This window comes from Stenotrophomonas sp. NLF4-10, from assembly GCF_022359915.1.
GTDB classification, from domain to species: Bacteria; Pseudomonadota; Gammaproteobacteria; order Xanthomonadales; family Xanthomonadaceae; genus Stenotrophomonas; species Stenotrophomonas daejeonensis.
This window is the reverse complement of the sequence record NZ_JAKSEE010000003.1, coordinates 2,188,029-2,208,699: the sequence shown is the minus strand read 5'-3', so window position 1 is coordinate 2,208,699 and position 20,671 is coordinate 2,188,029. Positions and strand designations below refer to the sequence as shown.

At 67.5% G+C, this 20,671-nt stretch carries 25 protein-coding genes; 15 read left to right on the top strand and 10 right to left on the bottom strand.

Annotated elements, in window-relative coordinates:
* Nucleotides 1–67: 67 nt before the first annotated feature.
* The 3 genes from MIC98_RS10435 (at nt 68) to MIC98_RS10425 (ending at nt 2,695) form a co-directional block, all read left to right on the top strand.
* Nucleotides 68–1,585, top strand: coding sequence for a fumarate hydratase (locus MIC98_RS10435; protein ID WP_239737114.1), 1,518 nt, complete (start codon nt 68–70; stop codon nt 1,583–1,585).
* Nucleotides 1,586–1,662: 77 nt separating this feature from the next.
* Nucleotides 1,663–1,980 (top strand): hypothetical protein, encoded by a 318-nt coding sequence (locus tag MIC98_RS10430; RefSeq protein WP_239737113.1) that lies wholly within the window; start codon nt 1,663–1,665, stop codon nt 1,978–1,980.
* A 79-nt stretch (nt 1,981–2,059) separates the two neighbouring features.
* Nucleotides 2,060–2,695 (top strand): glutathione S-transferase family protein, encoded by a 636-nt coding sequence (locus tag MIC98_RS10425; protein ID WP_239737112.1) that lies wholly within the window; start codon nt 2,060–2,062, stop codon nt 2,693–2,695.
* Between the two features lie 7 nt (nt 2,696–2,702).
* Here MIC98_RS10425 and MIC98_RS10420 read toward each other — a convergent pair whose 3' ends face one another.
* From MIC98_RS10420 to MIC98_RS10405, 4 genes are all read right to left on the bottom strand, one after another.
* Nucleotides 2,703–3,812: a sterol desaturase family protein gene (locus MIC98_RS10420; protein ID WP_239737111.1), complete on the bottom strand. Its 1,110-nt coding sequence runs from the start codon at nt 3,810–3,812 to the stop codon at nt 2,703–2,705.
* A gap of 191 nt (nt 3,813–4,003) precedes the next feature.
* Nucleotides 4,004–4,351, bottom strand: a complete 348-nt coding sequence (gene arsC / locus MIC98_RS10415; RefSeq protein WP_239737110.1) for an arsenate reductase (glutaredoxin) — start codon at nt 4,349–4,351, stop codon at nt 4,004–4,006.
* Between the two features lie 4 nt (nt 4,352–4,355).
* Nucleotides 4,356–5,501 (bottom strand): phospholipase A, encoded by a 1,146-nt coding sequence (locus tag MIC98_RS10410; RefSeq protein WP_239737109.1) that lies wholly within the window; start codon nt 5,499–5,501, stop codon nt 4,356–4,358.
* Nucleotides 5,502–5,584: 83 nt separating this feature from the next.
* Nucleotides 5,585–6,070, bottom strand: coding sequence for a DUF456 domain-containing protein (locus MIC98_RS10405; RefSeq protein WP_239737108.1), 486 nt, complete (start codon nt 6,068–6,070; stop codon nt 5,585–5,587).
* Nucleotides 6,071–6,294: 224 nt separating this feature from the next.
* Between MIC98_RS10405 and MIC98_RS10400 the strand changes: the two genes are divergently transcribed.
* Nucleotides 6,295–6,504, top strand: coding sequence for a cold-shock protein (locus MIC98_RS10400; RefSeq protein ID WP_057640253.1), 210 nt, complete (start codon nt 6,295–6,297; stop codon nt 6,502–6,504).
* Nucleotides 6,505–6,576: 72 nt separating this feature from the next.
* On the opposite strand, the gene MIC98_RS10395 is transcribed toward MIC98_RS10400, so the two are convergent.
* Together MIC98_RS10395 and MIC98_RS10390 are read right to left on the bottom strand one after the other, a co-directional pair.
* Entirely contained in the window at nt 6,577–7,071 is a 495-nt protein-coding gene (locus MIC98_RS10395) for a glycine zipper 2TM domain-containing protein (protein ID WP_239737107.1), read from the bottom strand.
* A 111-nt stretch (nt 7,072–7,182) separates the two neighbouring features.
* Nucleotides 7,183–7,614 (bottom strand): cytochrome c, encoded by a 432-nt coding sequence (locus MIC98_RS10390; protein WP_057640255.1) that lies wholly within the window; start codon nt 7,612–7,614, stop codon nt 7,183–7,185.
* Between the two features lie 73 nt (nt 7,615–7,687).
* Here MIC98_RS10390 and MIC98_RS10385 point away from each other — a divergent pair, with 73 nt between their 5' ends.
* Complete coding sequence (locus MIC98_RS10385) at nt 7,688–8,482, top strand: tRNA threonylcarbamoyladenosine dehydratase (protein WP_239737106.1); 795 nt, start codon at nt 7,688–7,690, stop codon at nt 8,480–8,482.
* Nucleotides 8,483–8,507: 25 nt separating this feature from the next.
* On the opposite strand, the gene MIC98_RS10380 is transcribed toward MIC98_RS10385, so the two are convergent.
* The 3 genes from MIC98_RS10380 to MIC98_RS10370 all read right to left on the bottom strand — a co-directional run bounded on the left by MIC98_RS10380 (nt 8,508) and on the right by MIC98_RS10370 (nt 10,706).
* Nucleotides 8,508–9,431, bottom strand: coding sequence for an IS110 family transposase (locus MIC98_RS10380; protein ID WP_239737105.1), 924 nt, complete (start codon nt 9,429–9,431; stop codon nt 8,508–8,510).
* A gap of 267 nt (nt 9,432–9,698) precedes the next feature.
* Nucleotides 9,699–10,478, bottom strand: a complete 780-nt coding sequence (locus MIC98_RS10375; protein ID WP_239737104.1) for a TatD family hydrolase — start codon at nt 10,476–10,478, stop codon at nt 9,699–9,701.
* 3 nt (nt 10,479–10,481) lie between these two features.
* Entirely contained in the window at nt 10,482–10,706 is a 225-nt protein-coding gene (locus MIC98_RS10370) for a DUF6116 family protein (protein WP_239737103.1), read from the bottom strand.
* 155 nt (nt 10,707–10,861) lie between these two features.
* Between MIC98_RS10370 and MIC98_RS10365 the strand changes: the two genes are divergently transcribed.
* Nucleotides 10,862–11,689, top strand: coding sequence for a glycine zipper 2TM domain-containing protein (locus tag MIC98_RS10365; protein ID WP_275584500.1), 828 nt, complete (start codon nt 10,862–10,864; stop codon nt 11,687–11,689).
* A gap of 288 nt (nt 11,690–11,977) precedes the next feature.
* Here MIC98_RS10365 and ppsA read toward each other — a convergent pair whose 3' ends face one another.
* Nucleotides 11,978–14,356: a phosphoenolpyruvate synthase gene (gene ppsA / locus MIC98_RS10360; protein WP_239737102.1), complete on the bottom strand. Its 2,379-nt coding sequence runs from the start codon at nt 14,354–14,356 to the stop codon at nt 11,978–11,980.
* A gap of 196 nt (nt 14,357–14,552) precedes the next feature.
* Here ppsA and MIC98_RS10355 point away from each other — a divergent pair, with 196 nt between their 5' ends.
* The 9 genes from MIC98_RS10355 (at nt 14,553) to MIC98_RS10315 (ending at nt 20,574) form a co-directional block, all read left to right on the top strand.
* Nucleotides 14,553–15,374 carry a pyruvate, water dikinase regulatory protein gene (locus MIC98_RS10355; RefSeq protein ID WP_239737101.1) on the top strand — a complete coding sequence of 274 codons (822 nt, stop codon included), beginning with the start codon at nt 14,553–14,555 and terminating at the stop codon, nt 15,372–15,374.
* A 64-nt stretch (nt 15,375–15,438) separates the two neighbouring features.
* Nucleotides 15,439–15,921, top strand: a complete 483-nt coding sequence (locus MIC98_RS10350; RefSeq protein ID WP_239737100.1) for a DUF1249 domain-containing protein — start codon at nt 15,439–15,441, stop codon at nt 15,919–15,921.
* Nucleotides 15,922–16,039: 118 nt separating this feature from the next.
* Nucleotides 16,040–16,528, top strand: a complete 489-nt coding sequence (locus MIC98_RS10345) for an 8-oxo-dGTP diphosphatase (RefSeq protein WP_239737099.1) — start codon at nt 16,040–16,042, stop codon at nt 16,526–16,528.
* A gap of 61 nt (nt 16,529–16,589) precedes the next feature.
* A complete protein-coding gene (locus tag MIC98_RS10340) occupies nt 16,590–17,204 on the top strand; it encodes a CDP-alcohol phosphatidyltransferase family protein (RefSeq protein WP_239737098.1) in 615 nt (204 codons plus the stop codon).
* 49 nt (nt 17,205–17,253) lie between these two features.
* On the top strand, nt 17,254–18,237 hold the full coding sequence (phaE, locus tag MIC98_RS10335; RefSeq protein WP_239737097.1) for a class III poly(R)-hydroxyalkanoic acid synthase subunit PhaE: 984 nt from the start codon (nt 17,254–17,256) through the stop codon (nt 18,235–18,237).
* Complete coding sequence (locus MIC98_RS10330; RefSeq protein WP_057640266.1) at nt 18,234–19,301, top strand: class III poly(R)-hydroxyalkanoic acid synthase subunit PhaC; 1,068 nt, start codon at nt 18,234–18,236, stop codon at nt 19,299–19,301. The genes phaE and MIC98_RS10330 overlap by 4 nt, the downstream gene beginning before the upstream one ends.
* Complete coding sequence (locus MIC98_RS10325) at nt 19,298–19,657, top strand: DUF5329 domain-containing protein (protein WP_239737096.1); 360 nt, start codon at nt 19,298–19,300, stop codon at nt 19,655–19,657. The genes MIC98_RS10330 and MIC98_RS10325 overlap by 4 nt, the downstream gene beginning before the upstream one ends.
* Before the next feature lie 8 nt (nt 19,658–19,665).
* Nucleotides 19,666–20,127: a hypothetical protein gene (locus MIC98_RS10320; protein ID WP_239737095.1), complete on the top strand. Its 462-nt coding sequence runs from the start codon at nt 19,666–19,668 to the stop codon at nt 20,125–20,127.
* Between the two features lie 231 nt (nt 20,128–20,358).
* Entirely contained in the window at nt 20,359–20,574 is a 216-nt protein-coding gene (locus tag MIC98_RS10315) for a hypothetical protein (RefSeq protein WP_057640269.1), read from the top strand.
* The last annotated feature ends 97 nt before the right edge of the window (nt 20,575–20,671 follow it).

Below are 20,671 nucleotides of genomic sequence, written 5' to 3'. Positions count from 1 at the left end.
GAAGGGCCGGAGCGGCACTTTGCACTAAAATGGCCGGCTCCCATCCCCCGCCAGCCTCGAGCAAGCCGTGACATCGATCAAGCAGGAAGACCTCATCCAGTCCATCGCCGACGCCTTGCAGTACATCTCGTACTACCACCCGGTCGATTACATCAAGAGCCTCGCCGCCGCCTACGAGCGCGAGGAGTCGCCGGCGGCCAAGGAGGCGATGGCGCAGATCCTGATCAACTCGCGCATGTGCGCCGAGGGCCACCGCCCGATCTGCCAGGACACCGGCATCGTCACCGTGTTCCTCGAGATCGGCATGAACGTGCGCTGGGACGACGCCACGATGGGGGTGGAGGACATGGCCAACGAGGGCATCCGCCGCGCCTACAACCACCCGGACAACAAGCTGCGCGCCTCGGTGCTGGCCGACCCGGCCGGCAAGCGCACCAACACCCGCGACAACACCCCGGGCGTGGTCAACGTGAAGGTGGTGCCGGGCGACAAGGTGGAGGTGATCGTCGCGGCCAAGGGCGGCGGCTCGGAGGCGAAGTCGAAGTTCGCCATGCTCAACCCGTCCGACTCCATCGTCGACTGGGTGCTCAAGACCGTGCCGACGATGGGCGCCGGCTGGTGCCCGCCGGGCATGCTCGGCATCGGCATCGGCGGCACCGCCGAGAAGGCGATGCTGCTGGCCAAGGAAGCGTTGATGGAGGAAATCGACATCAACGAACTCAAGGCGCGCGGCCCGTCCAACCGCATCGAGGAACTGCGCATCGAGCTGCACGACAAGGTCAACGCGCTGGGCATCGGCGCACAGGGCCTGGGTGGCCTGACCACGGTGCTGGACGTCAAGATCAAGGACTACCCGACCCACGCCGCCAACCTGCCGGTGGCGATGATCCCCAACTGCGCCGCCACCCGCCATGCGCATTTCACCCTGGACGGCAGCGGCCCGGTGATGCTCGACCCGCCGTCGCTGGAAGACTGGCCGAAGCTGACCTACGACGCCTCCAAGGGCACCCGCGTCGATCTGGACACGATCACTCCGGAAGAAGTCGCCGGCTGGAAGCCGGGCCAGACCCTGCTGCTCAACGGCAAGCTGCTGACCGGCCGCGACGCCGCGCACAAGCGCATGGTGGACATGCTCAACAAGGGCGAGGAACTGCCGGTCGACCTGAAGGGCCGCTTCATCTATTACGTCGGCCCGGTCGATCCGGTGCGCGACGAAGTGGTCGGCCCGGCCGGCCCGACCACCGCCACCCGCATGGACAAGTTCACCGAGCAGGTGCTGGCGCAGACCGGCCTGCTGGGCATGGTCGGCAAGGCCGAGCGCGGCCCGGCGGCGATCGAGGCCATCCGCAAGCACAAGTCGGCTTACCTGATGGCGGTGGGCGGCTCGGCCTACCTGGTATCCAAGGCGATCAAGGCGGCCAGGGTGGTCGGTTTCGCCGACCTCGGCATGGAAGCGATCTACGAATTCACCGTGCAGGACATGCCGGTGACGGTGGCGGTGGACTCCACTGGCGAATCGGTGCACCAGACCGGCCCGCGCGAATGGCAGGCCCGCATCGGCAAGATCCCGGTGGTGGTCGCGTAAACCCATTGCGACCTGCTGGAGCTTCGACGATGGCCCGGGCTATGCTCGGGCCATCGTCGTTCCGGGAGAAGACACCGATGCGCGCAGGGCGATGGGGCGCAATGCCGGCATTGGCGGCGCTGCTGCTGGGATGCGGCGGCGGTGGCTGGCGCGATGCGCCGAGCAGCGATCCCGCCGCCTGCGTGAACTATTGCCAGAGCCGCTACCAGGGCTGCATGGCCAACCCGCACGGCTACGGTGATTGCGGCGAAGGCAACACGCGCAACCAGTGCGACAAGATCACCGACCCGGAGCTGCGCGGCGCTTGCCAGACCTCGCAGGCGTTCTGCCAGAACCGTTCGTCCAACGCGGTCTGCGGCGAACGCCTCGACAGTTGCATGGGCGGCTGCAACTGACGGCATACATCGTGATGCGGGGCATGCCCGGCAATGGCTGCCGGCATAAAATGGGCGCCCTTCCACCGAGGACCGCCGCATGTCAGTCGTTCTGTACGGGTCGCAAAGCACCGCCTCGCTGGTCGTGCACTGGCTGCTGATCGAGCTGGGCATCGAACACGAACTGCGCCAGCTCGATTTCGACAAGCGCGAGCAGAAGTCGCCGGAATACCTGGCGATCAACCCGGCCGGCCGCGTGCCGACGCTGCTGATCGACGGACAGGTGCTTACCGAATCGGCCGCCATCGCCATGCACCTGGCCGACCTGCACCCCGAAGCCGGGCTGGCGCCGGCGCCCGGCACCCCGGCGCGCGGTGATTATTACCGCTGGATGTGCTTCTGCACCTACACGCTGATGCCGGCCTATCGCGCGTGGTTCTATCCGCACGAGCCGGCAGGCGAGTCGAATGTTGTCGCGGTGAAGGAGCAGGCCCGCCTGCAACTGGAAACCGCATGGCAGCAGGTGGCCGACCACCTGCAGGCCGGCGGCCCGTACATGCTGGGCGAGCGGCCGACGGTGGTCGATTTCATGCTGACCATGCTGATGCGCTGGTCGCGCAACATGCCGCGCCCGAGCGATGGCTGGCCGGCGCTGGCCGCGCACGCGCGGCGGATGAAGGACCGCCCGGCGCGGGTCGAGGTCTACCGCCGCGAAGGCATCGGCGACTGGACCTGAAACCCGCTCAGTCCACGTAATCGTCGAACCTGCGCCCGCCCTGGAACGGCATCAGGTGCTGCTTGACGATGCCCTTGGGCACGGTTTCCAGCTTCATCACCCCGTATTCCCGCGGCCATTCCTTCTGGTCGCGCGGCAGCTTGAAGGTGCCCATCAGCATGTCCACCAGCGGCAGATGGATGGCGTAGTTGACGTCGATGTAGTCCTGCTGCCGCGCGTGGTGCCAGTGGTGGTAGCGCGGCAGCACCAGCAGGTACTCCAGCCAGCCGAAGCGGATGCCGAGGTTGGCGTGGGCGACCACCGCCTGCAGGCCGACCAGGATCACGTAGGCGTTCACCGCCGGGGTCGAGAAGCCCAGCACCAGCAGCGGCAGCAGCACCGCGCTGCGGGTCATCACGATCTCGACGAAGTGGATGCGCGAGCCGGCCAGCCAGTCCATGTGCCGGCTGGAATGGTGCACGGCATGGAAGCGCCACAGCCACGGGATGTTGTGGTACGCGCGGTGCAGCAGCGCCTGCGCCATGTCGGCCACGAACACCGCGATCAGGAACTGCGCCCACACCGGCAGCGACTGGATCGTCGCCTTCAGCGACGGGAACACGGCCAGCCCGGCGATGGTGGAGGTGGAGGCGGTGACCAGGATCAGGATGAACTGCACCAGCACGTGGCTCATGAAGAAATAGGCCACGTCGGTGCGCCAGCCCGACCGCAGCGGCGACAGCGCGCGCTTGCCGAGGTAGCGCTCCAGCGGCACGAACACCAGCGCCGAGAAGAACAGCGACAGCACGAACCAGTCCAGCCCCAGCGAATAAGGCGTCTGGCCGATGCTGTCGAACTGCACGTTGGTGCCGCCCAGCAGCACCGCCAGCGTCGCGCTGCCGACGCCGATCGTGGCGATGCGCTTGTTGCGGTCGCGCAGAATCGCCATCGTGCCCATGACGAAGGCCGCCGCCAGCCCCACCAGCAGCAGGTGGCGTGCGAACTGCTCGTTGTAGACGGCGCGGAACTCGCGGCTGGTCAGCAGTTCGGGAAAGTGGAAGCAGGCCACCGCCAGCAGGCTGAGCAGCCCCAGCAGCGCGGACGAATAGGCGAAGAATGAGCGGTGCGGTCGGGCCATGCGTGGACTTCCTGTCGGGACGGCGGGATTCTGCCTGCACGGGACGAAGAACGACAACCTTGCCGGGACGATGGGACCTGCCCCGCGCGCACCGTTGCCGGGAAGCGCATGCGGGAACAACCCGGCATCCACGGATTGGTGGACGGCCCCATCCCGCAGGTGCCGGGCTTGCCCGGCACGAGTCCCCGCGATTACAGCAGCGTGCGCACCGTTTCCGGTGGCCGGCACAGCGCGGTGCCCTTGGCCGTGCGCACGATCGGGCGATTGATCAGCTGCGGGTGCATCGCCATCGCCTCGATCAGCGCGGCCTCGTCGTCCAGCTTCCGCGCCAGCCCCAGCTCGGCGTAGGCGGCTTCCTTGCTGCGCAGCAGGTCGCGCGCCGGCATGCCCATTTCATCCAGCAGCCGGCGCAGCGTGGCCGGGTCGGGCGGGTTTTCCAGGTAGTCCACGATCTCGATGTCGACGCCGGCTTCCTGCAGCAAGGCCAGCGCGCCGCGCGAGTTGGAGCAGCGGTTGTTGTGCCAGATCGTCGCTTTCATCGCCTCAGAACCATTCCAGCAGGGACAGGCCGACGCCGATGTAGGTGGCGCGGTGGTTGTAGTCGATCATGCTTTCGCCGTAGCCGTCGAACACCTGCACGTGGCCGCGCAGCAGGTTGTTGAGCGGGAAGCCGTAGTCCAGTTGCAACGAGCCGTGCGAGCGGCTGCCGCTGCGCAGCGAATGGCGCCCGGTCAGCGACAGCTCGTGGCCGTTGCGGTTCCACACCAGCGTGGCGTCGCCGCGGCCGATGTAGTCCTCGATGTCGGGGTTGTTGTCGTCCTTGCCGCTCTCGGGGATGCGGTACCAAGGGCGCAGCACCAGCGCCCAGTTCTCGCGGTCCAGGCCGACGCTGAGGATCACCCGGTTCCAGCTGCGCGAGAGCGGGTCGCTGCGGCCGTTGGACTGGTGGTTCAGGCCGATGCCGGTCATGCGCCCGTTCCAGCCCAGCAGCGAGTAGCCGTTGCGGAACACCAGCATCGCCTCGGGCTCGTAGTTGGTCTCGCGGAACGGTCGCGACAGCTCGCTGTTGTAGGCCTGCCAGCGCGAGCTCTGGGTATAGCCCACCCACACGTCGCCGTTGTCGCCGAACAGGTTCTCGGCCACCTTGGTCTTGAAGCTGAGCTGGAACTTCAGCTCGGTGTCGTCCAGTTTCTCGGGCTGGGTGACGGTGTTGTTGGGGTTGGGCGAATGCGGCATTTCGTTGGGCTTGCTGCTCCAGAACGCCGGCAGCAGGTACACCGGCTTGTAGGCGCGCAGCTGGAAGCGGCCCAGCTTGGAGTCCTTGGCCAACTCCCAGCGGCTGTCCAGCAGCGAGCCGCGCCCGGCGTTGGCCGCCGCGGCCGCCAGCTCGTCATGGGCGAACAACTCCTTGCCGCGCCGGTCCTCGGCATCCAGCGCCCTGGCCTCCCGGCGCCGCTGCTGGGCGGCGAGGGCGGCGGCATCGGCGGCCTGGGTGTCGGCCGGCGTGCGCCCCAACACGCGGTCGTAGCAGCTCAGGCGGACGGCGTCGGAGTCCAGCGCGAAGCAGGCTTCGGGCGAGAGCGGCTGCGCCGTGGATTCCTGTGCGAGGGCGGTGGCGGGCAGGGCCGACAGGGCGAGCAGGGCCGACAGGGCGAGCAGCAGGGCGCTGCGAAGAGGGCGGTCAGGCATGGTGGAAGCGGTCCATCCGGAGGGTGTGGGGAGGCGCGGGTGGAATTGTCGGCCATCGCGCGACGCAAGGGGAGCCGCCGGGCTCACATGAACCAGGCGACGGCGAACACGCCGAGCATCGCCATCGCCAGCCCGAGCTTGAGGGCCACCCCCAGCACGATGCCCAGCCAGGTGCCGATGCCGACCTTGGTGGCCTTGCCCAGGTGGCGGCCATGCAGGTATTCGCCGAGCAAGGCACCGGCGAACGGGCCGATGAACAGCCCCAGCGGCATGAAGAACAGGCCCACGACCGTCCCCACCAGCGAGCCGACCATCGCCAGCCGGCTTGCCCCCAGCTTCTGCGCGCCCAGCGTGGTGGAAAGCACGTCCACCACGATGGAGATCACGGTCAGCACGCCCAGCACCAGCAGCGTCGGCCAGCCGATCCGGGTGAAGCCCTCGGCCCAGGCCGCCGCCAGCAGGCCGGCGAATACCAACGGTACCCCGGGCAGGGCGGGCAGCACGATTCCGGCGATGCCGGCCAGGACCAATATCACCGCCAGCAAATACAGGATGAATGAATAGTCCACGCTCGTACCTTTGAGGGTTGACAATCCGGCCTTTCCGCCGATTGATTTTTCGTTATGGCCGGGTTAAGTTTCAGCCGCTGAGCTTGGCAAGGTCACCGTGAATCGTGGCCTGATGGGTAGATCGCATGATTTGCTTACATCGCTGCACCTCGCTTCCCCCTTGCAGTCAGCCGTCCTTGCGGGCGTATCCAAACAACTGAGAGAGCAACAGGGAGTCAGTCGAGATGTCCGATCGCGAAACCGGTACCGTCAAGTGGTTCAATGATGCCAAGGGCTTCGGCTTCATCAGCCGCGAGAATGGCGAAGATGTGTTCGTGCACTTCCGCGCCATCCAGACCCAGGGCTTCAAGAGCCTGAAGGAAGGCCAGAAGGTCACCTTCACCGTCGTCCAGGGCCAGAAGGGCCTGCAGGCCGACGCCGTGCAGCCGGACTGATTCCGGCTGCCACTGGCAGCGAAAAGGCCCGCGTCAGCGGGCCTTTTCGTTTTCCGGCGCCCGTTGGCGGGCTCAGCGCAGCACGACGCGACCATTGACCACGCGCACGTAGGTGTTCTCGCGGATGCCGCCCAGGTCCTTCTGGTTGACCACGATCACCCGGCCATCGTCCATGCGCACCTGGATGTCATAGGAGTTGCCGGTGACGTTCTGCTGGATCTTGTTGCCGGCCAGCGCGCCGGCGGCGGCACCGGCCGCGGCGGAGATGTTCTGGTTGCCCTTGCTGCCGCCGGTCTTGTCGGAGATCTCGTGGCCGGCCACGGCGCCGACGATGCCGCCGAGGATGGCGCCGGTCGCCGATGGCGCGGTGCGGCCCGATGCGACGGTATCGATGCGGGTGACGATGCCGCAATCGGCGCAGCGCGCGGTGTTGTAGCCGCCGTTGTTGTAGCCACCGTTGTTGTATCCGCCACTGCCATAGCCACCATTGCTGTAGCCCGGTGAGGTGGCGCAGCCGGCCAGTGCGAGGCTGGCGAGGGTGGTTGCGGCGATCAACGCGATTTTCATGGTCGTTCTCCTTGCCGAGGTGGGTGGCGGGTGGCATGGCACCCGCTGCGGGAGAATCGTGTCGCCTCGCGCGTGAATGGCGTGCCAATCACGTGCGGAGCGAGGCGGGGCTCACCTGAAATCCTGATGGCAGGCCTTGCAGTCCTTGCCGACCTGCTCGGTCACGACGGCCAGCGTGGCGCAATCGGCCGGCGGGTTGGCCAGCGCATCGTTCAAGGTGGCGCGGAAGCGGCTGGCATGCTGCTGGAAGCGCGCGTCGTCGCGCAGGCTGGGGAAGGCCAGCTCCAGGTCGTTGGACAGGGCGCGCAGGCTCTGCAGGCGCGGGGTGCTGTCGTTGATCGTGCAGCGGTTCTGCTTGAGGCTCTCGCCGAGCAGTTGCGACTGGCGCGCCATGACCTGCATCAGGCTGTCCGGGAAGGGGTCCTGCCGCGCCTGGATGGCGCGCATCAGCATGACGGTGGCGACCACGCCGATGAGCAGGCCGAGGATCAGCACGATCAGGTAGCGGGAAGCGGGGGACTGCGTGCGGCTGGGGTCGTTCATGCCCTGGCTCCGGTGGAATCAGCACCGATGGTACGACGCGCGGCCCATTCCCGGCCACGGTTAAAATGCGCGGATGACAGAACGACTGCGTGAACGCTTCGCCGGCATCGACCGCCTGTACGGCGCCGGCTCGATCGAGCGGCTTGCCGCCTGCAAGGTGGCGGTGGTGGGCATGGGCGGCGTCGGCTCGTGGGTGGCCGAGGCGCTGGCGCGCTCGGCGGTGGGACATCTGGCATTGATCGATGCCGACGACATCTGCGTGTCCAACACCAACCGCCAGTTGCCGGCGCTGGACGGGCAATACGGGCGCAACAAGGCGCTGGCGATGGCAGAGCGCTGCCACGCGATCAATCCCGATGCCGAAGTGGAGGCGGTGGAGTCCTTCCTGACCGGCTCCAACATGGCCGAGCTGCTCGACCGCGGTTTCGACCTGGTCATCGATGCCTGCGACAGTTTCCGGGTCAAGGTGGAAACCATCGCCTGGTGCCGGCGCCGCAAGCTGCCGCTGGTCACTGTAGGTGCGGCCGGCGGCCGCACCGACCCGACGCTGGTGCGGGTACGCGACGTCTCGCGCACCGAGCACGACGCGATGCTGGCGCTGATCCGCAGGAAGCTGCGCGGCGAGTTCAACTTCCCGAAGAACCCGCAGCGCTATTTCGGCGTGCCGGCGGTGTATTCGCTGGAGAACGTGAAATACCCGCAGGCCGATGGCAGCGTCTGCGGCCTGCGTCCGAACCTCGGCGCCGACGCGGCGCTGAAGCTCGACTGCGGCGCCGGGCTGGGGGCGGCGACCCATATCACTGGCGCGTTCGCCTTCGCCACGGCCGGCAAGGCGCTGGAAATGCTGCTCAAGCCGAAGGTGCGCTGAAAAGACGTAGGAGTCAACTGTCATTTCATGCAGAGCTTCCTTTTGGGTTCCAAGGCAGGTTGTCGCGCTGCATGGCGTTGAGCATGGTGAGGTACTTGCGCATGCAGGCGGTGACGGCCAATTTTTTGGGTTTGCCGGCGTTGACCAGCCGTTGGTAAGTGCTGGCCAGTGGTGAGCGGGCCCGGATGGCGGCCCAGGTGGCCATGTACAGCACCCGGCGGACGTCGGGGCGGCCGCCGCTGATGCAGCGCTGGCCCTTCCAGCGACCGCTGTCACGGTTGTAGGGGGCCAAGCCGACCAAGGCGGCGACTTGGCGTCGATTCAGTTGGCCCAGTTCCGGCAGGCGGGCCGCCAGTGTGGCGCGCAGGATCGGCCCCAGCCCCGGAGCGGCGGGCAAGGAGAGGTCGCAGGCGGCCAGTGCCTGTTCCAGCTGCGTGTTGACCTCGACGATGCGCCCTTGCAGGTCGGCGATATGTGCTTCCACCCAAGCCCGTACCGATGCTTGGTGCAGGTGTATCTGCCGCCGCCGCAGGCTGTCGCGTTCGTTCACCAGGGCCGTACGCACGTGCAACCATTCGCGCAGGGTTTGGGTGGCTGCCGATAGCGGGACGGTAGGGGCGGCCGGCAGCAATTGTGCGGCTACTGCCAGGACGCGGGCATCGATCGCATCGGTCTTGGCCTTCAGGCCCAGTGCCTTGGCCAACTCGCGTGGCCGTCGGGGAGGTAGGCGTACCGCGTTCAGGCCGGCGCGGTGCAGGGTATCGAGCAGGTCGCACTCGTACCCGCCGCTGGCCTCGAACACGACCCGCACCTGGGGCTGCGGCAGCAACCAGCCCAGCAGATCGGCCCGCCCTTGGGCATGGTTGGGAAACATGCGGGCCGCTTCCGTGGGCAGGACATGGACGACCAATTCATCCTTGGAAACATCAACGCCAACACAGGTATTCATCACGCCTCCGAAGTAAGCTGGGGACGAGAGCACTCCCATCGGTCCCATGCTTGTTCGCTTCGGACTGTGATCCGATCAACTGTTCGGGCTGAGGATGGGAGCACGGAGTGCGGCGCCCCTGACTCCTACACGTGCTTGCTTGGCACCGCGACTGAACGGGCTGCCGCACTCCGCTCTCACCTGCAACGGTAACGGGATAAATGACACAAGCGACGCAAGTCGCGACCCGGCATTGCCGGGAAAGCCTCATCGCGACTTGCGTCGCTCCTACGGCAAATCGGGGTTCGGCAGGTTGAACAGGCGCCTTGCATTGGCGGTCGTCTGCGCTGCGATTTCCTCCACTGCCTGCCCGCGCAGTTCGGCCACGCAGGCGGCAACCTCCGCCAGCCGCGCCGGTTCGTTGCGCTGGCCGCGGATGCCGGCATCCGGCTGGTCCGGGGCGTCGGTTTCCAGCAGCAGGTAGTCCAGCGGCATCGTCGCCGCCAGCGTGCGCAGGCGATTGGCGCGCGGGTAGGTGAGCGGGCCACCCAGCCCGATCAGGAAACCGAGGTCCCACAACTGCCGTGCCTGTTGCGGGCTGCCGGAAAAGCTGTGCACGACACCGCGCAGGCCGCCGGTGCGGCGCAAGGCATGGATCACCTCGTCCACTGCGCGGCGTGCATGCACGATCAAGGGCAGGTCGAATTCGCGTGCCAGCCGCAGCTGCCCATCGAAGTAGTGGCGCTGCGCATCGGCATCCAGCCCTTCGACGAAGAAATCCAGCCCGCATTCGCCGATGGCGCAGGGGCGCTCGCGTTCCAGCCAAGTACGCAGTTCGGGCAGGTGCCCGGGCCGGTGTTCGGACAGGAACATCGGGTGCAGGCCGTAGGCCGGATGCAGCGAGGCATCGGCGGCGCAGACCTCGCGCAGCTTCGGCCATGACGCCGCGGTTATCGCCGGCACGACCTGCGTCGCCACGCCCGCTGCCTTGGCGCGGGCGATGACCGCGGCGCGGTCGCCGTCGAACCCGGACGCATCCAGATGGCAGTGGCTGTCGGTCAGGCGCACGACTCAGGGCTTGCGCGGCAATGCCGGTGGCTCGGCGGTCTTCTCCTTGCGGCTTTTCCAGTTGGCCAGCAGCAGGGTACCCAGCCCGAGCAGGATTTCATCGACGAACGGCAGCGGGTCGAGGAACAGCGTGTCCAGTACGAACAGCGCGGCGGTGATCTTGAACAGGGTGGGGTAGCGCAGCTTGCGCGCCCATTCCAACACTGGCAGCAGCATGGGGCTGGACATCGGCGTTCCTGCAATGGTGGACAGACAGGATAAAGATATGTGGGCGCGGCGGATGCTTTCGAGCGAAAGCAGGCCGGGGCAATGGCTTCGTTCAGCTTTATCATGCTGGAATTGCGCGAAGTCAACGGGCGGTCGACCCGCCAGGGAGTAGGACCATGAAGAGCAACACCACCATGATTCTGGTCGCGGCCGGGGCGCTGCTGGTAGGCGGCATCGCCACCGCGGCCTTCATGAGCGGGCGCGACAAGGCCGCCGCACCGGCCGAGGTGCAGGCAGAACAACCACTGCTGGATACCACCCCGCTGGCCGACGATGCCGCGGTCGACGGCGCCATCGCTCCCTCCGGCAAGCTGGAATACGCCGACGTGCTGAAGGTGGCGCCGGTCACCCGCAGCGAACAGGCCTATGCCAGCGTGATCGGCAGCGAGCCGGTGCGCGAGACCTCCACGACCACGGTGCCGCGCGAAGTCTGCGAGGACGTGGTGGTGCAGGAACGCCTGCCCGAGCGCGACGGCAACGTCGGCGGCACCGTCGCCGGTGCGGTGATCGGCGGCCTGCTCGGCAACCAGGTCGGCAAGGGCAACGGCAGGAAGGCGGCCACCGCGGCCGGCGCCGTGGCCGGTGGCGTGATCGGCAACCAGGTGGACAAGCGCCATGTCGGCGGCAAGGTGGTGGAGCGCACCGAGCGCCAGTGCCACACCGAGAACGCGACCTCCGAATCCTCGCGCGTCACCGGTTACAACGTGACCTACCGCCGCGACGACGGCAGCACCGGCACCATGCGCATGGACAGCAAGCCGGGCACCCGCGTCGCGCTGGGCAACGCCACCCGCACCGTCGGCTATGACGTCACCTACCGCTACGATGGCCAGGAAAAGACGCTGCGCATGGACGAGAAGCCGGCCAGCGACCGCCTGCCGGTCATCGACGGCCAAGTGGTGACGCAGACCGCGGCGGTGGATGCGGCGGGCAGCCGGCAGTAAGAATTTCGAGCGCTTCTTCCTGCGGAGTGAGAGGGGCAGCTTGCGAACCATTGGTTCGCTGCCCTTGAGTGCCCATGCGCCAGCGCAAGGACGGGCGCGCGGAGCGGGTCGGGTGAAGCCCTCGCCTGTTTGGCTGCACGAGGCTTCGCCCGAACCCTCATCGCGTTTAGGCGTGTGCGAGCCCGTGGCTCGCAAGCAACACGTCTACCCCTAGAGGGAGAAGGGACAAAACAAAGAAGCCCCGGATTTTCGTCCGGGGCTTCGTTTGTTTCGACGTTGCGGTATCGCTTATGCCGAGGCCTTGCTCCTGGCCAGCCGCAGCCAGGTATCGACCACGGTGTCCGGGTTCAGCGACAACGATTCGATGCCTTCGGCCATCAGCCATTCGGCCAGGTCCGGGTGGTCGGACGGGCCCTGGCCGCAGATGCCGACGTACTTGCCCTTGGCGCGCGCGGCCTTGATCGCCATCGACAGCAGTTTCTTGACCGCCGGGTTCCGCTCGTCGAACAGGTGGGCGACGATCGACGAATCGCGGTCCAGGCCGAGCGAGAGCTGGGTCAGGTCGTTGGAGCCGATCGAGAAGCCGTCGAAGATGTCGAGGAACTCGTCGGCCAGCAGCGCATTGGACGGCACCTCGCACATCATGATGATCTTCAGGCCGTTCTCGCCTTGCTTGAGGCCATTGGCGGCGAGCACTTCCACCACCTTGCGGCCTTCCTCCAGCGTGCGCACGAACGGGATCATCACCCACAGGTTGTCCAAGCCCATTTCGTTGCGTACGCGCAACACGGCCCGGCATTCCAGCGCGAAGGCCTTGGCGAAGGACGGATCGACGTAGCGGCTGGCGCCACGGAAGCCGATCATCGGGTTCTCTTCATGCGGCTCGTAGGTGCTGCCGCCGATCAGGTTGGCGTATTCGTTGGACTTGAAGTCCGACAGGCGCACGATCACCGGGTTCGGCGCGACCGAGGCGGTCAGGGTGGCGATGCCTTCGGCCAGGCGGTCCACATAGAAGCTCACCGGGTCCTTGTAGCCGGCGATCTTCTCGTCGATCTTCTTCTTCGTCGCCGTATCCTGGCGGTCGTATTCCAGCAGCGCGTTCGGGTGCACGCCGATATGGCTGGCGATGATCATTTCCAGACGCGCCAGGCCGATGCCGGCGTTCGGCAACTGGCCGAAATCGAACGCTCGCTCGGGGTTGGCGACGTTCATCATGATCTTCAGCGGCGCCGCCGGCATGTTGCCGAGGTCGGTGGTGGTGCGCTCGAACGCGAGCTTGCCGTCATAGATGAAGCCGGTGTCGCCCTCGGCGCAGCTGACGGTCACTTCCTCGCCGTCGGTGATCCTGTCCAGCACATTGCCCGTGCCGACCACCGCCGGCACGCCCAGTTCGCGGGCGATGATGGCGGCGTGGCAGGTGCGGCCGCCGCGGTTGGTGACGATGGCGCTGGCGCGCTTCATCACCGGCTCCCAGTCCGGGTCGGTCATGTCGGCGACCAGTACGTCGCCGGGCTGCACGCGGTTCATGTCGTCCAGCGAACGCACCACGCGGGCCACGCCGGCGCCGATCTTGGCACCCACGGCGCGGCCTTCGGCCAGCACCTTGCCGCCCTTTTCGGCCAGCGCGAAGCGCTCGATCTGGGTGGCCTTGGCGCGCGACTTCACCGTCTCCGGGCGCGCCTGCACGATGAACAGCTTGCCGCTGACGCCGTCCTTCGCCCACTCGATGTCCATCGGGCGGCCGTAGTGCTTCTCGATGACCAGCGCCTGCTTGGCCAGTTCCTGCACGTCTTCGTCGCTGATGGAGAAGGTGCTGCGCAGTTCGGTCGGGGTGTCCTCGGTCCTGACGCGTTCGCCCGGCACGTCCGAATAGACCATGCGGATCGCCTTGGAACCCAGCGAGCGGCGCAGGATCGCCGGCTTGCCGGCCTGCAGGGTGGGCTTGTAGACGTAGAACTCGTCAGGGTTCACCGCGCCCTGCACGACCATCTCGCCGAGGCCGAACGAGGAGGTGACGAACACCACGTCGCGGAAGCCGGATTCGGTGTCCAGGGTGAACAGCACGCCGGAGGAGCCCACGCCCGAGCGCACCATCAACTGCACGCCGGCGGACAGGAACACGTCCTCGTGCTTGAAGCCGTGGTGCACGCGGTAGGCGATGGCGCGGTCGTTGTAGAGGCTGGCGAACACTTCCTTGACCTTGTGCACGACGTCGTCGGCACCGGTGACGTTGAGGAAGGTTTCCTGCTGGCCGGCGAACGAGGCGTCGGGCAGGTCCTCGGCGGTGGCCGAGGAACGCACCGCCACCGCCACGTCGCCGCCGCCATTGTCGGCGCAGAGCCTGGCGTAGGCGCTGCGGATGTCGGTGTCCAGCGCCGGTTGCAGCGGGGCATCGATGACCCAGCCGCGAATCTCCTTGCCGGCGGCGGTCAGCGCGCCGACGTCCTCCACGTCCAGCGTGGCCAGCTTGTCGAAGATGCGCTTGGACAGGTCGTTGTGGGCGATGAAGTCCTTGAACGCCTCCGCGGTGGTGGCGTAGCCCCCCGGAACCGAGACTCCCAGGCCGGCCAGATTGCCGATCATCTCGCCGAGCGAGGAATTCTTGCCACCCACGCGGGCCAGGTCGGCCAGGCGCAGCTCATGCAACCAGAGGATGTTCTCGTTCAAGCGCGATGCTCCGTTGAGGCCATCACCCGAGGCGGGCTGGTATGGCCGCGTCCGTAGGAAGAAGCCGCCATTATGATGCACTGCACAGCCGAGCGGAACCGCTTGTGACGCGGGCATGTCTTGTGCTTGTCTTCCCCAAGACAGGCCGGGTCAATCGCTTGGCCGCGGCTTTCCTCTTTACGCAAGGAGCTTGCAGATGACGGTGACCCGTCCGGTGTTCTACGTATCCGACGGTACCGGCATCACCGCCGAAACCGTGGGCCACAGCCTGCTGACCCAGTTCACCGGCTTCAGTTTCGTCACCGATCGCCTGCCGTTCGTGGACGATGACGACAAGGCGCAGGATGCGGCAATGCGCATCCGTGCCGCGGGCGAGCGCTACGGGGTGCGCCCGATCGTCATCAGCTCCTGCGTGGATACCAGCCTGGGGCGGCTGCTGGAGGAGAGCGGGGCGCTGGTGCTGGACGTGTTCGCGCCGTTCATCAGCCCGCTGGAGCAGGAGCTGAACGCCGCCCGCCATTCCAAGGTGGGGCAGGCGCACGGCATGGTCGATTTCGACACCTACCACCGCCGCATCAACGCGATGAACTTCGCGCTCAGCCACGACGACGGCATCGCGGTGAACTACGACGAGGCCGACGTGGTGCTGGTGGCGGTGTCGCGCGCCGGCAAGACGCCCACCTGCATCTACCTGGCGATGCACTACGGCATCCGTGCGGCCAACTACCCGCTGACCGACGAGGACCTGGAGAGCGACCGCCTGCCGCCGCGCCTGCGCCCGTACCGCAACAAGCTGTTCGGCCTGACCATCGACCCCGAGCGGCTGCAGCAGATCCGCCAGGAGCGCCGCGCCAATTCGCGTTACGCCAGCATCGAGACCTGCCGGCGCGAGGTGGCGGCGGCCGAGACGATGTTCCGCATGGAGCGCATCCCGACCCTGAGCACCACCCATACCTCCATCGAGGAAATCTCCAGCAAGGTCATGGGCACGCTGGGGTTGCAGCGGGAAATGTATTGAGGCCGGCGGCGGTATCGCCGGGCGGCGACTGCAGCGGGCACGCCGTGGCGTGTACGATCGACCCATGACGCAGGCCCTTTCCCGCATCGACCGCATCCCCCGCCTGAGCCGGCTCGGCTGGCTGATGGGCCTGTACGCGGAGAACTACCTGCACCTGATGCGGCTGTTCGCACCCGACCGGCTTGCCCCCGGCAGCCACGTGTCCGCCATCGGCGATGGCCTGGACCTGCGGCTGGACGTGATCGAATGCCACCGCTACACGGTCGAGCTGCGGATGACCTACGACATCCGCGACCCGCTGACCGGCGAGCCCGACCCGTCGGCCTACGTGCGCCTGTATCGCGACGCGCGGCAGGTGGAGACGACGCACTGCTACGTCGGCCGGCGCTGGCAGGACGTGATGGGCATGTACCCGCCGGCCGACGCGCTGGTCGGCCACCGCCTGCGCATGAACACCTTCCTCGGCAAGTGGCTGGAATACCTAGCCGAGCGCGGGCATGGCGTGGCCACGCTGCGGCGTGTCGGCGAGGAAATGGCCTGCTCGTAGGTGCGGGGCTTGCCCCGCACGTGGCCTTCCCGACAAGGCCAACGCGGGGCAAGCCCCGCGTCTACGGCGGGATTTCGTTCGGTCATACTGCACGCCTTCACCGCCGCACCCGATACCGATGCCTTACACCCCAATCCTCGCCACCCTGGGCTACGTGCTGTCCAAAGACCGCAGCCAGGCCCTGATGATCCACCGCAACACCCGCCCCGGTGACCTGCACCTGGGCAAGTACAACGGGCTGGGCGGCAAGATGGAAACCGACGAGGACGCGCTGGCCTGCATGCACCGCGAGATCAGCGAGGAAGCCGGCATCGAATGTGGCACCACGCGGCTGCGCGGCACCATCAGCTGGCCCGGCTTCGGCAAGCACGGCGAGGACTGGTTCGCCTTCGTCTTCGTCATCGACGACTGGACCGGCACGCCGCTGCAATCCAACCCGGAAGGCACGCTGGAATGGGTGCCGCTGGACAAGCTCGAATCGCTGCCGCTGTGGGAGGGCGACCGCCACTTCCTGCCGCTGGTGTTCGACGGCGACCCGCGCCCGTTCCACGGGGTGATGCCGTACCGCGACGGCCGCATGCAGTCGTGGAACTACACCCGCCTGTAAGCGGCCGCATTCACCTCCGGCGCGCTACGCTGGCGCGGCACCCGATCGGGAAACCCGAAACATGAAACGCCACTTCTCGATGCTGCGCGAGTTCCGCCTGGCCGACTGGTTCACGCTCGGCAACGCCTTCTGCGGTACCGGCGCGGTGTTCGCCGCGATGCGCTTCCTGCAGGATGGCCAGCGCGGCTACCTGTTGTTCGGCATGGCGCTGATCCCGCTGGCGTTCGTGTTCGACGCGCTGGACGGGCGCATCGCCCGCTGGCGGCAGTCGTCCTCCACCCTGGGGCGCGAGCTGGATTCGCTGGCCGACGTGATCTCCTTCGGCGTCGCCCCGGCCGCGCTGGCCTACGCCTGCGGCATGCAGGGCGGCTGGGACTGGCTGGTGCTGAGCTATTTCGTCTGCTGCGGGGTCAGCCGGCTGGCGCGCTACAACGTCACCGCCGAGGAAATCGCCGGCGAGTCGGACAAGGTGCCGTACTTCGAGGGCACCCCCATTCCCAGCAGCCTGGCGCTGGTGGTGGTGCTGGCGGTGGCCGCGCATTCCGGTGCGGTCGGCCACGCGCTGTGGGGCGGCACATGGCAGCTGGGGCCGTGGCAACTGCACCCGCTGGTGCTGCTGTTCGCGCTTTCCGGTTCGCTGATGGTCAGCAAGACCCTGCGCATCCCCAAGCCTTGATTTGCGGTTGCTATGATCCTGCCGCAACGGGTACGAACAGGGGGCGGCGATGGTGAACGATGGTGGCGACAACGATTTTGAAGCCAGCCTGCGACGCTGCTGGGAAGGCTGGCAGCAGGCCATGAACCCGACCGGCGGCACCGCCAGCTTCCCGTGGCGGGAAAGCCTGGAACGATGGGCGCAGCTGCTCGGCACCGATGCGTCCGCGCAGGTGCAGGAACTGGGCGCGCGCTTCCAGCACCAGGCCGGTGACTGGCTGGGCACGATGCAGCAGGTTGCCGCCGGTTTCGCCGGCCGCGACAGCAGCGCCGCCGAGGTGGCCGGCGCCTGGCGCGAGGCGGTGGAAGCGCAGGGCGATGCGATGCTGCGCTGGATGCTCGATGCCGCGCGCGGCGGCAGCGCGGTAATCGACCAGCCGTGGCTGCGCGACGTCGCCCATGCCGTCCAGTCCGGCTTCGGCCATGCCGACTGGCTGAACGCGCCGGTGTTCGGCCCGGCGCGCGAGCACCAGGTGCGCTGGCAGGCGCTGGCGAAGCTGCAGCGCGACCACCAGTTGCAGATGGAGCGCTACGTCGCCGCGATCCGTGGTGCACTCGACGATGCCTTCCACCGTTTCGAGGCCAAGCTGGCCGGGCACGAGGCGCCGGGCAACCAGCTGACCAGCGCCCGCGCGATGTTCGACCTGTGGATCGACGCGGCCGAAGAGGCCTATGCCACGGTCGCGCTGTCCGAGGATTTCCAGCGCATCTACGCCGATCTGGCCAACGCGCAGATGCGGTTGCAGGCGGCGACCCGGCACGAACTGGAACGCGCCTGCGAACTGCTGGGCGTGCCGACCCGCACCGAAATGGATGCCGCCCATCGCCGCATCGCCGAACTGGAACGGCTGGTACGGCGGATGGCCGCCGGCAGCGCCCGGTCGGCGACGCCCGGGCCGGAAAAACCCAGGCCTGCGCCGAAGAAGAAGGCGGCCCCGAAGCCGGCCAGGGCAGCGGCGAAAAAGGCTCCGCCGCGCGGCAGGAGCAAGGCATGAAGGGTCCGCTGGGGTTCGGCGCCGACGACCTGATGCAGGAAACCCTGCAATGGCAGCGCAAGCTCGCCGACGGCCTGAAGCTGCTGCCCGGCGTGGCCGACGTCGATTACGGCGTCACCGAGCGGCGGGAAGTCTGGAGCGACGGCAAGGTCAAGCTGTACCGCTTCGTCGGCGACGGCGCCAGCAACGGGCAGCCGCCGCTGCTGATCGTCTACGCGCTGGTCAACCGCCCCTACATGGTGGACCTGCAGGACGGCCGTTCGCTGGTGCAGAAGCTGCTGGCCTCCGGGCAGGACGTGTACGTGCTGGACTGGGGCTACCCGGACCGTTCCGAACGCTACCTCACGCTGGAGGACTACCTGCTGCGCTACGTCGATGGCGCGGTGGAGCACCTGCGCGCGCAGCACGGCGGCGCGCCGGTCAACCTGCTGGGCATCTGCCAGGGCGGCGTGTTCTCGCTGTGCTACGCCGCGCTGCGCCCGCACAAGGTGCGCAACCTGGTCACGATGGTGGCGCCGGTGGATTTCCACACGCCGGACAACATGCTCTCGCACTGGGCGCGGCACGTGGACGTGGACCTGTTCGTCGACACGCTGGGCAACATCCCGGCCGACCTGATGAACGCCAGCTACCTGATGCTGAAGCCGTTCCGCCTGAACGTGCAGAAATACGTGGGGCTGATGGACATCCTCGACGACCGGCAGGCGCTGGAAGACTTCCTGCGCATGGAAAAGTGGATCTTCGACTCCCCCGACCTGGCCGGCGAGGCCTTCCGCCAGTTCGTCAAGCAGTTCTACCAGGACAACGGCCTGGTGCACGGCCGCATCCGCATCGGCGACGAGCCGGTGGACCTGCGCCGGCTGACGATGCCGTTGCTCAACATCTATGCCGAGCAGGACCACCTGGTGCCGCCGGCCGCATCGCGCGCACTGCGCGGGCTGGTCGGCAGCGACGACTACAGCGAGCTGGGGTTCCGTGGCGGCCACATCGGCATCTATGTCTCCGGCCGCGCGCAACGCGAAGTGCCATCCGCGATCCACGGCTGGTTGAGCGCGCGCGCATGAAGCGCCGGCTCCTGCTCGCTTTGCTGCTCGGAGCGGCCGCGCCGATTCAGGCCGCGCCCGGCGCGACGGTGCAGCGCGAGATCGAGGGGTTGATGCAGGCGCTGGAGCAGTCCGGCTGCCGTTTCCAGCGCAATGGCCGCTGGCATGGCGCGGCCGAGGTGCGTGACCACCTGCAACGCAAGTACGACTACCTGCGCAAACGCGAGTTGGCCGGCAGTGCCGAGCAGTTCATCGACAACGCGGCATCGCGGAGCAGCCTGAGCGGCAAGCCCTACCGGGTGGCCTGCCCGGGCCGATCCGAGCAGGATGCGGCGCCGTGGTTCCGGCAGCAGCTGGCAGGGCTGCGCGGACCCTGAGCGCACCCATGCGGAAAGGGACCGGGCAGTCACCAACAGGCCGAGGGGCGTTGTCCGCCGCATGCCTGCTGGGCGCGCTCTGGACGTCGCCCAACACCCTGGCCGGGCTGCTGGCCGGGCTGGCGGGCATGCCGATGGGCGCGCGGCCGCGGTGGAGCGGCCGGGACTTCGCCTGGGTGTTCCACCACTGGCCGTGGGGGCCGGGCGGGGCGGTCACGCTGGGCATGGTGATCCTGCACACCGGCGCGACCTTGGACGTGCCTTGCCATACCTACGAGCACCGCGCTGGCCGTTGCCGGCACCCGCGCATCAGCCTGCGCGACCACGAGCGCGCGCACGTGTTCCAGTACCTGGTGCTGGGGCCGCTGTTCCTGCCGGTCTACCTGCTGTGCGGTGGCGTCAGCGTGCGCAATCCATTGGAACGCGCCGCCGACCGCTACGCGCTGCAGGGGCGCGGCTGGTGGCCGTAGATGCGGGGCTTGCCCCGCATGGGGCTTTCCCGGTGAAGCCCTGTACCGGGCAAGCCCGGTACCTACGGAGCATCTTGTAGGTGCGGGCCTTGCCCCGCATGGGGTCCTGCCCGCGCCCGTCGCCCGAGTGCCCTCCCTCGGTCACGGCATTTCAACCTGTCTTGAACGAAGCGGTAACACCCGCGCGCCTAAAGTAGCGCCGTTACGAGTACGCAAGGAGTACCCACCGTCATGGCAATCGTTCTCTACATCGGTGGCAGCAAGGACGGCGACAAGGGCGTGGTGCCCTATGGCTTCAGCAAGACCCGCATGGATACCGACAACGGCCCGGAAATCTACGTCGAGCGCATGCTGGACACCGGCGGCCGCGGCCGCATGCGGGTGATGGTGCTGGAGAACCTGCGCGAGGACATCGCCCTGCAGCACCTGAGCCGCCACCTGGGCTGAACCCTCGGCCACGTCCGGGCGGCGCTGTCAACGGCTACCGCCCATGCGCCGGCATTGCCAGAATGCGGCATTCCACCATCGTGTGAATCGCAGCAGG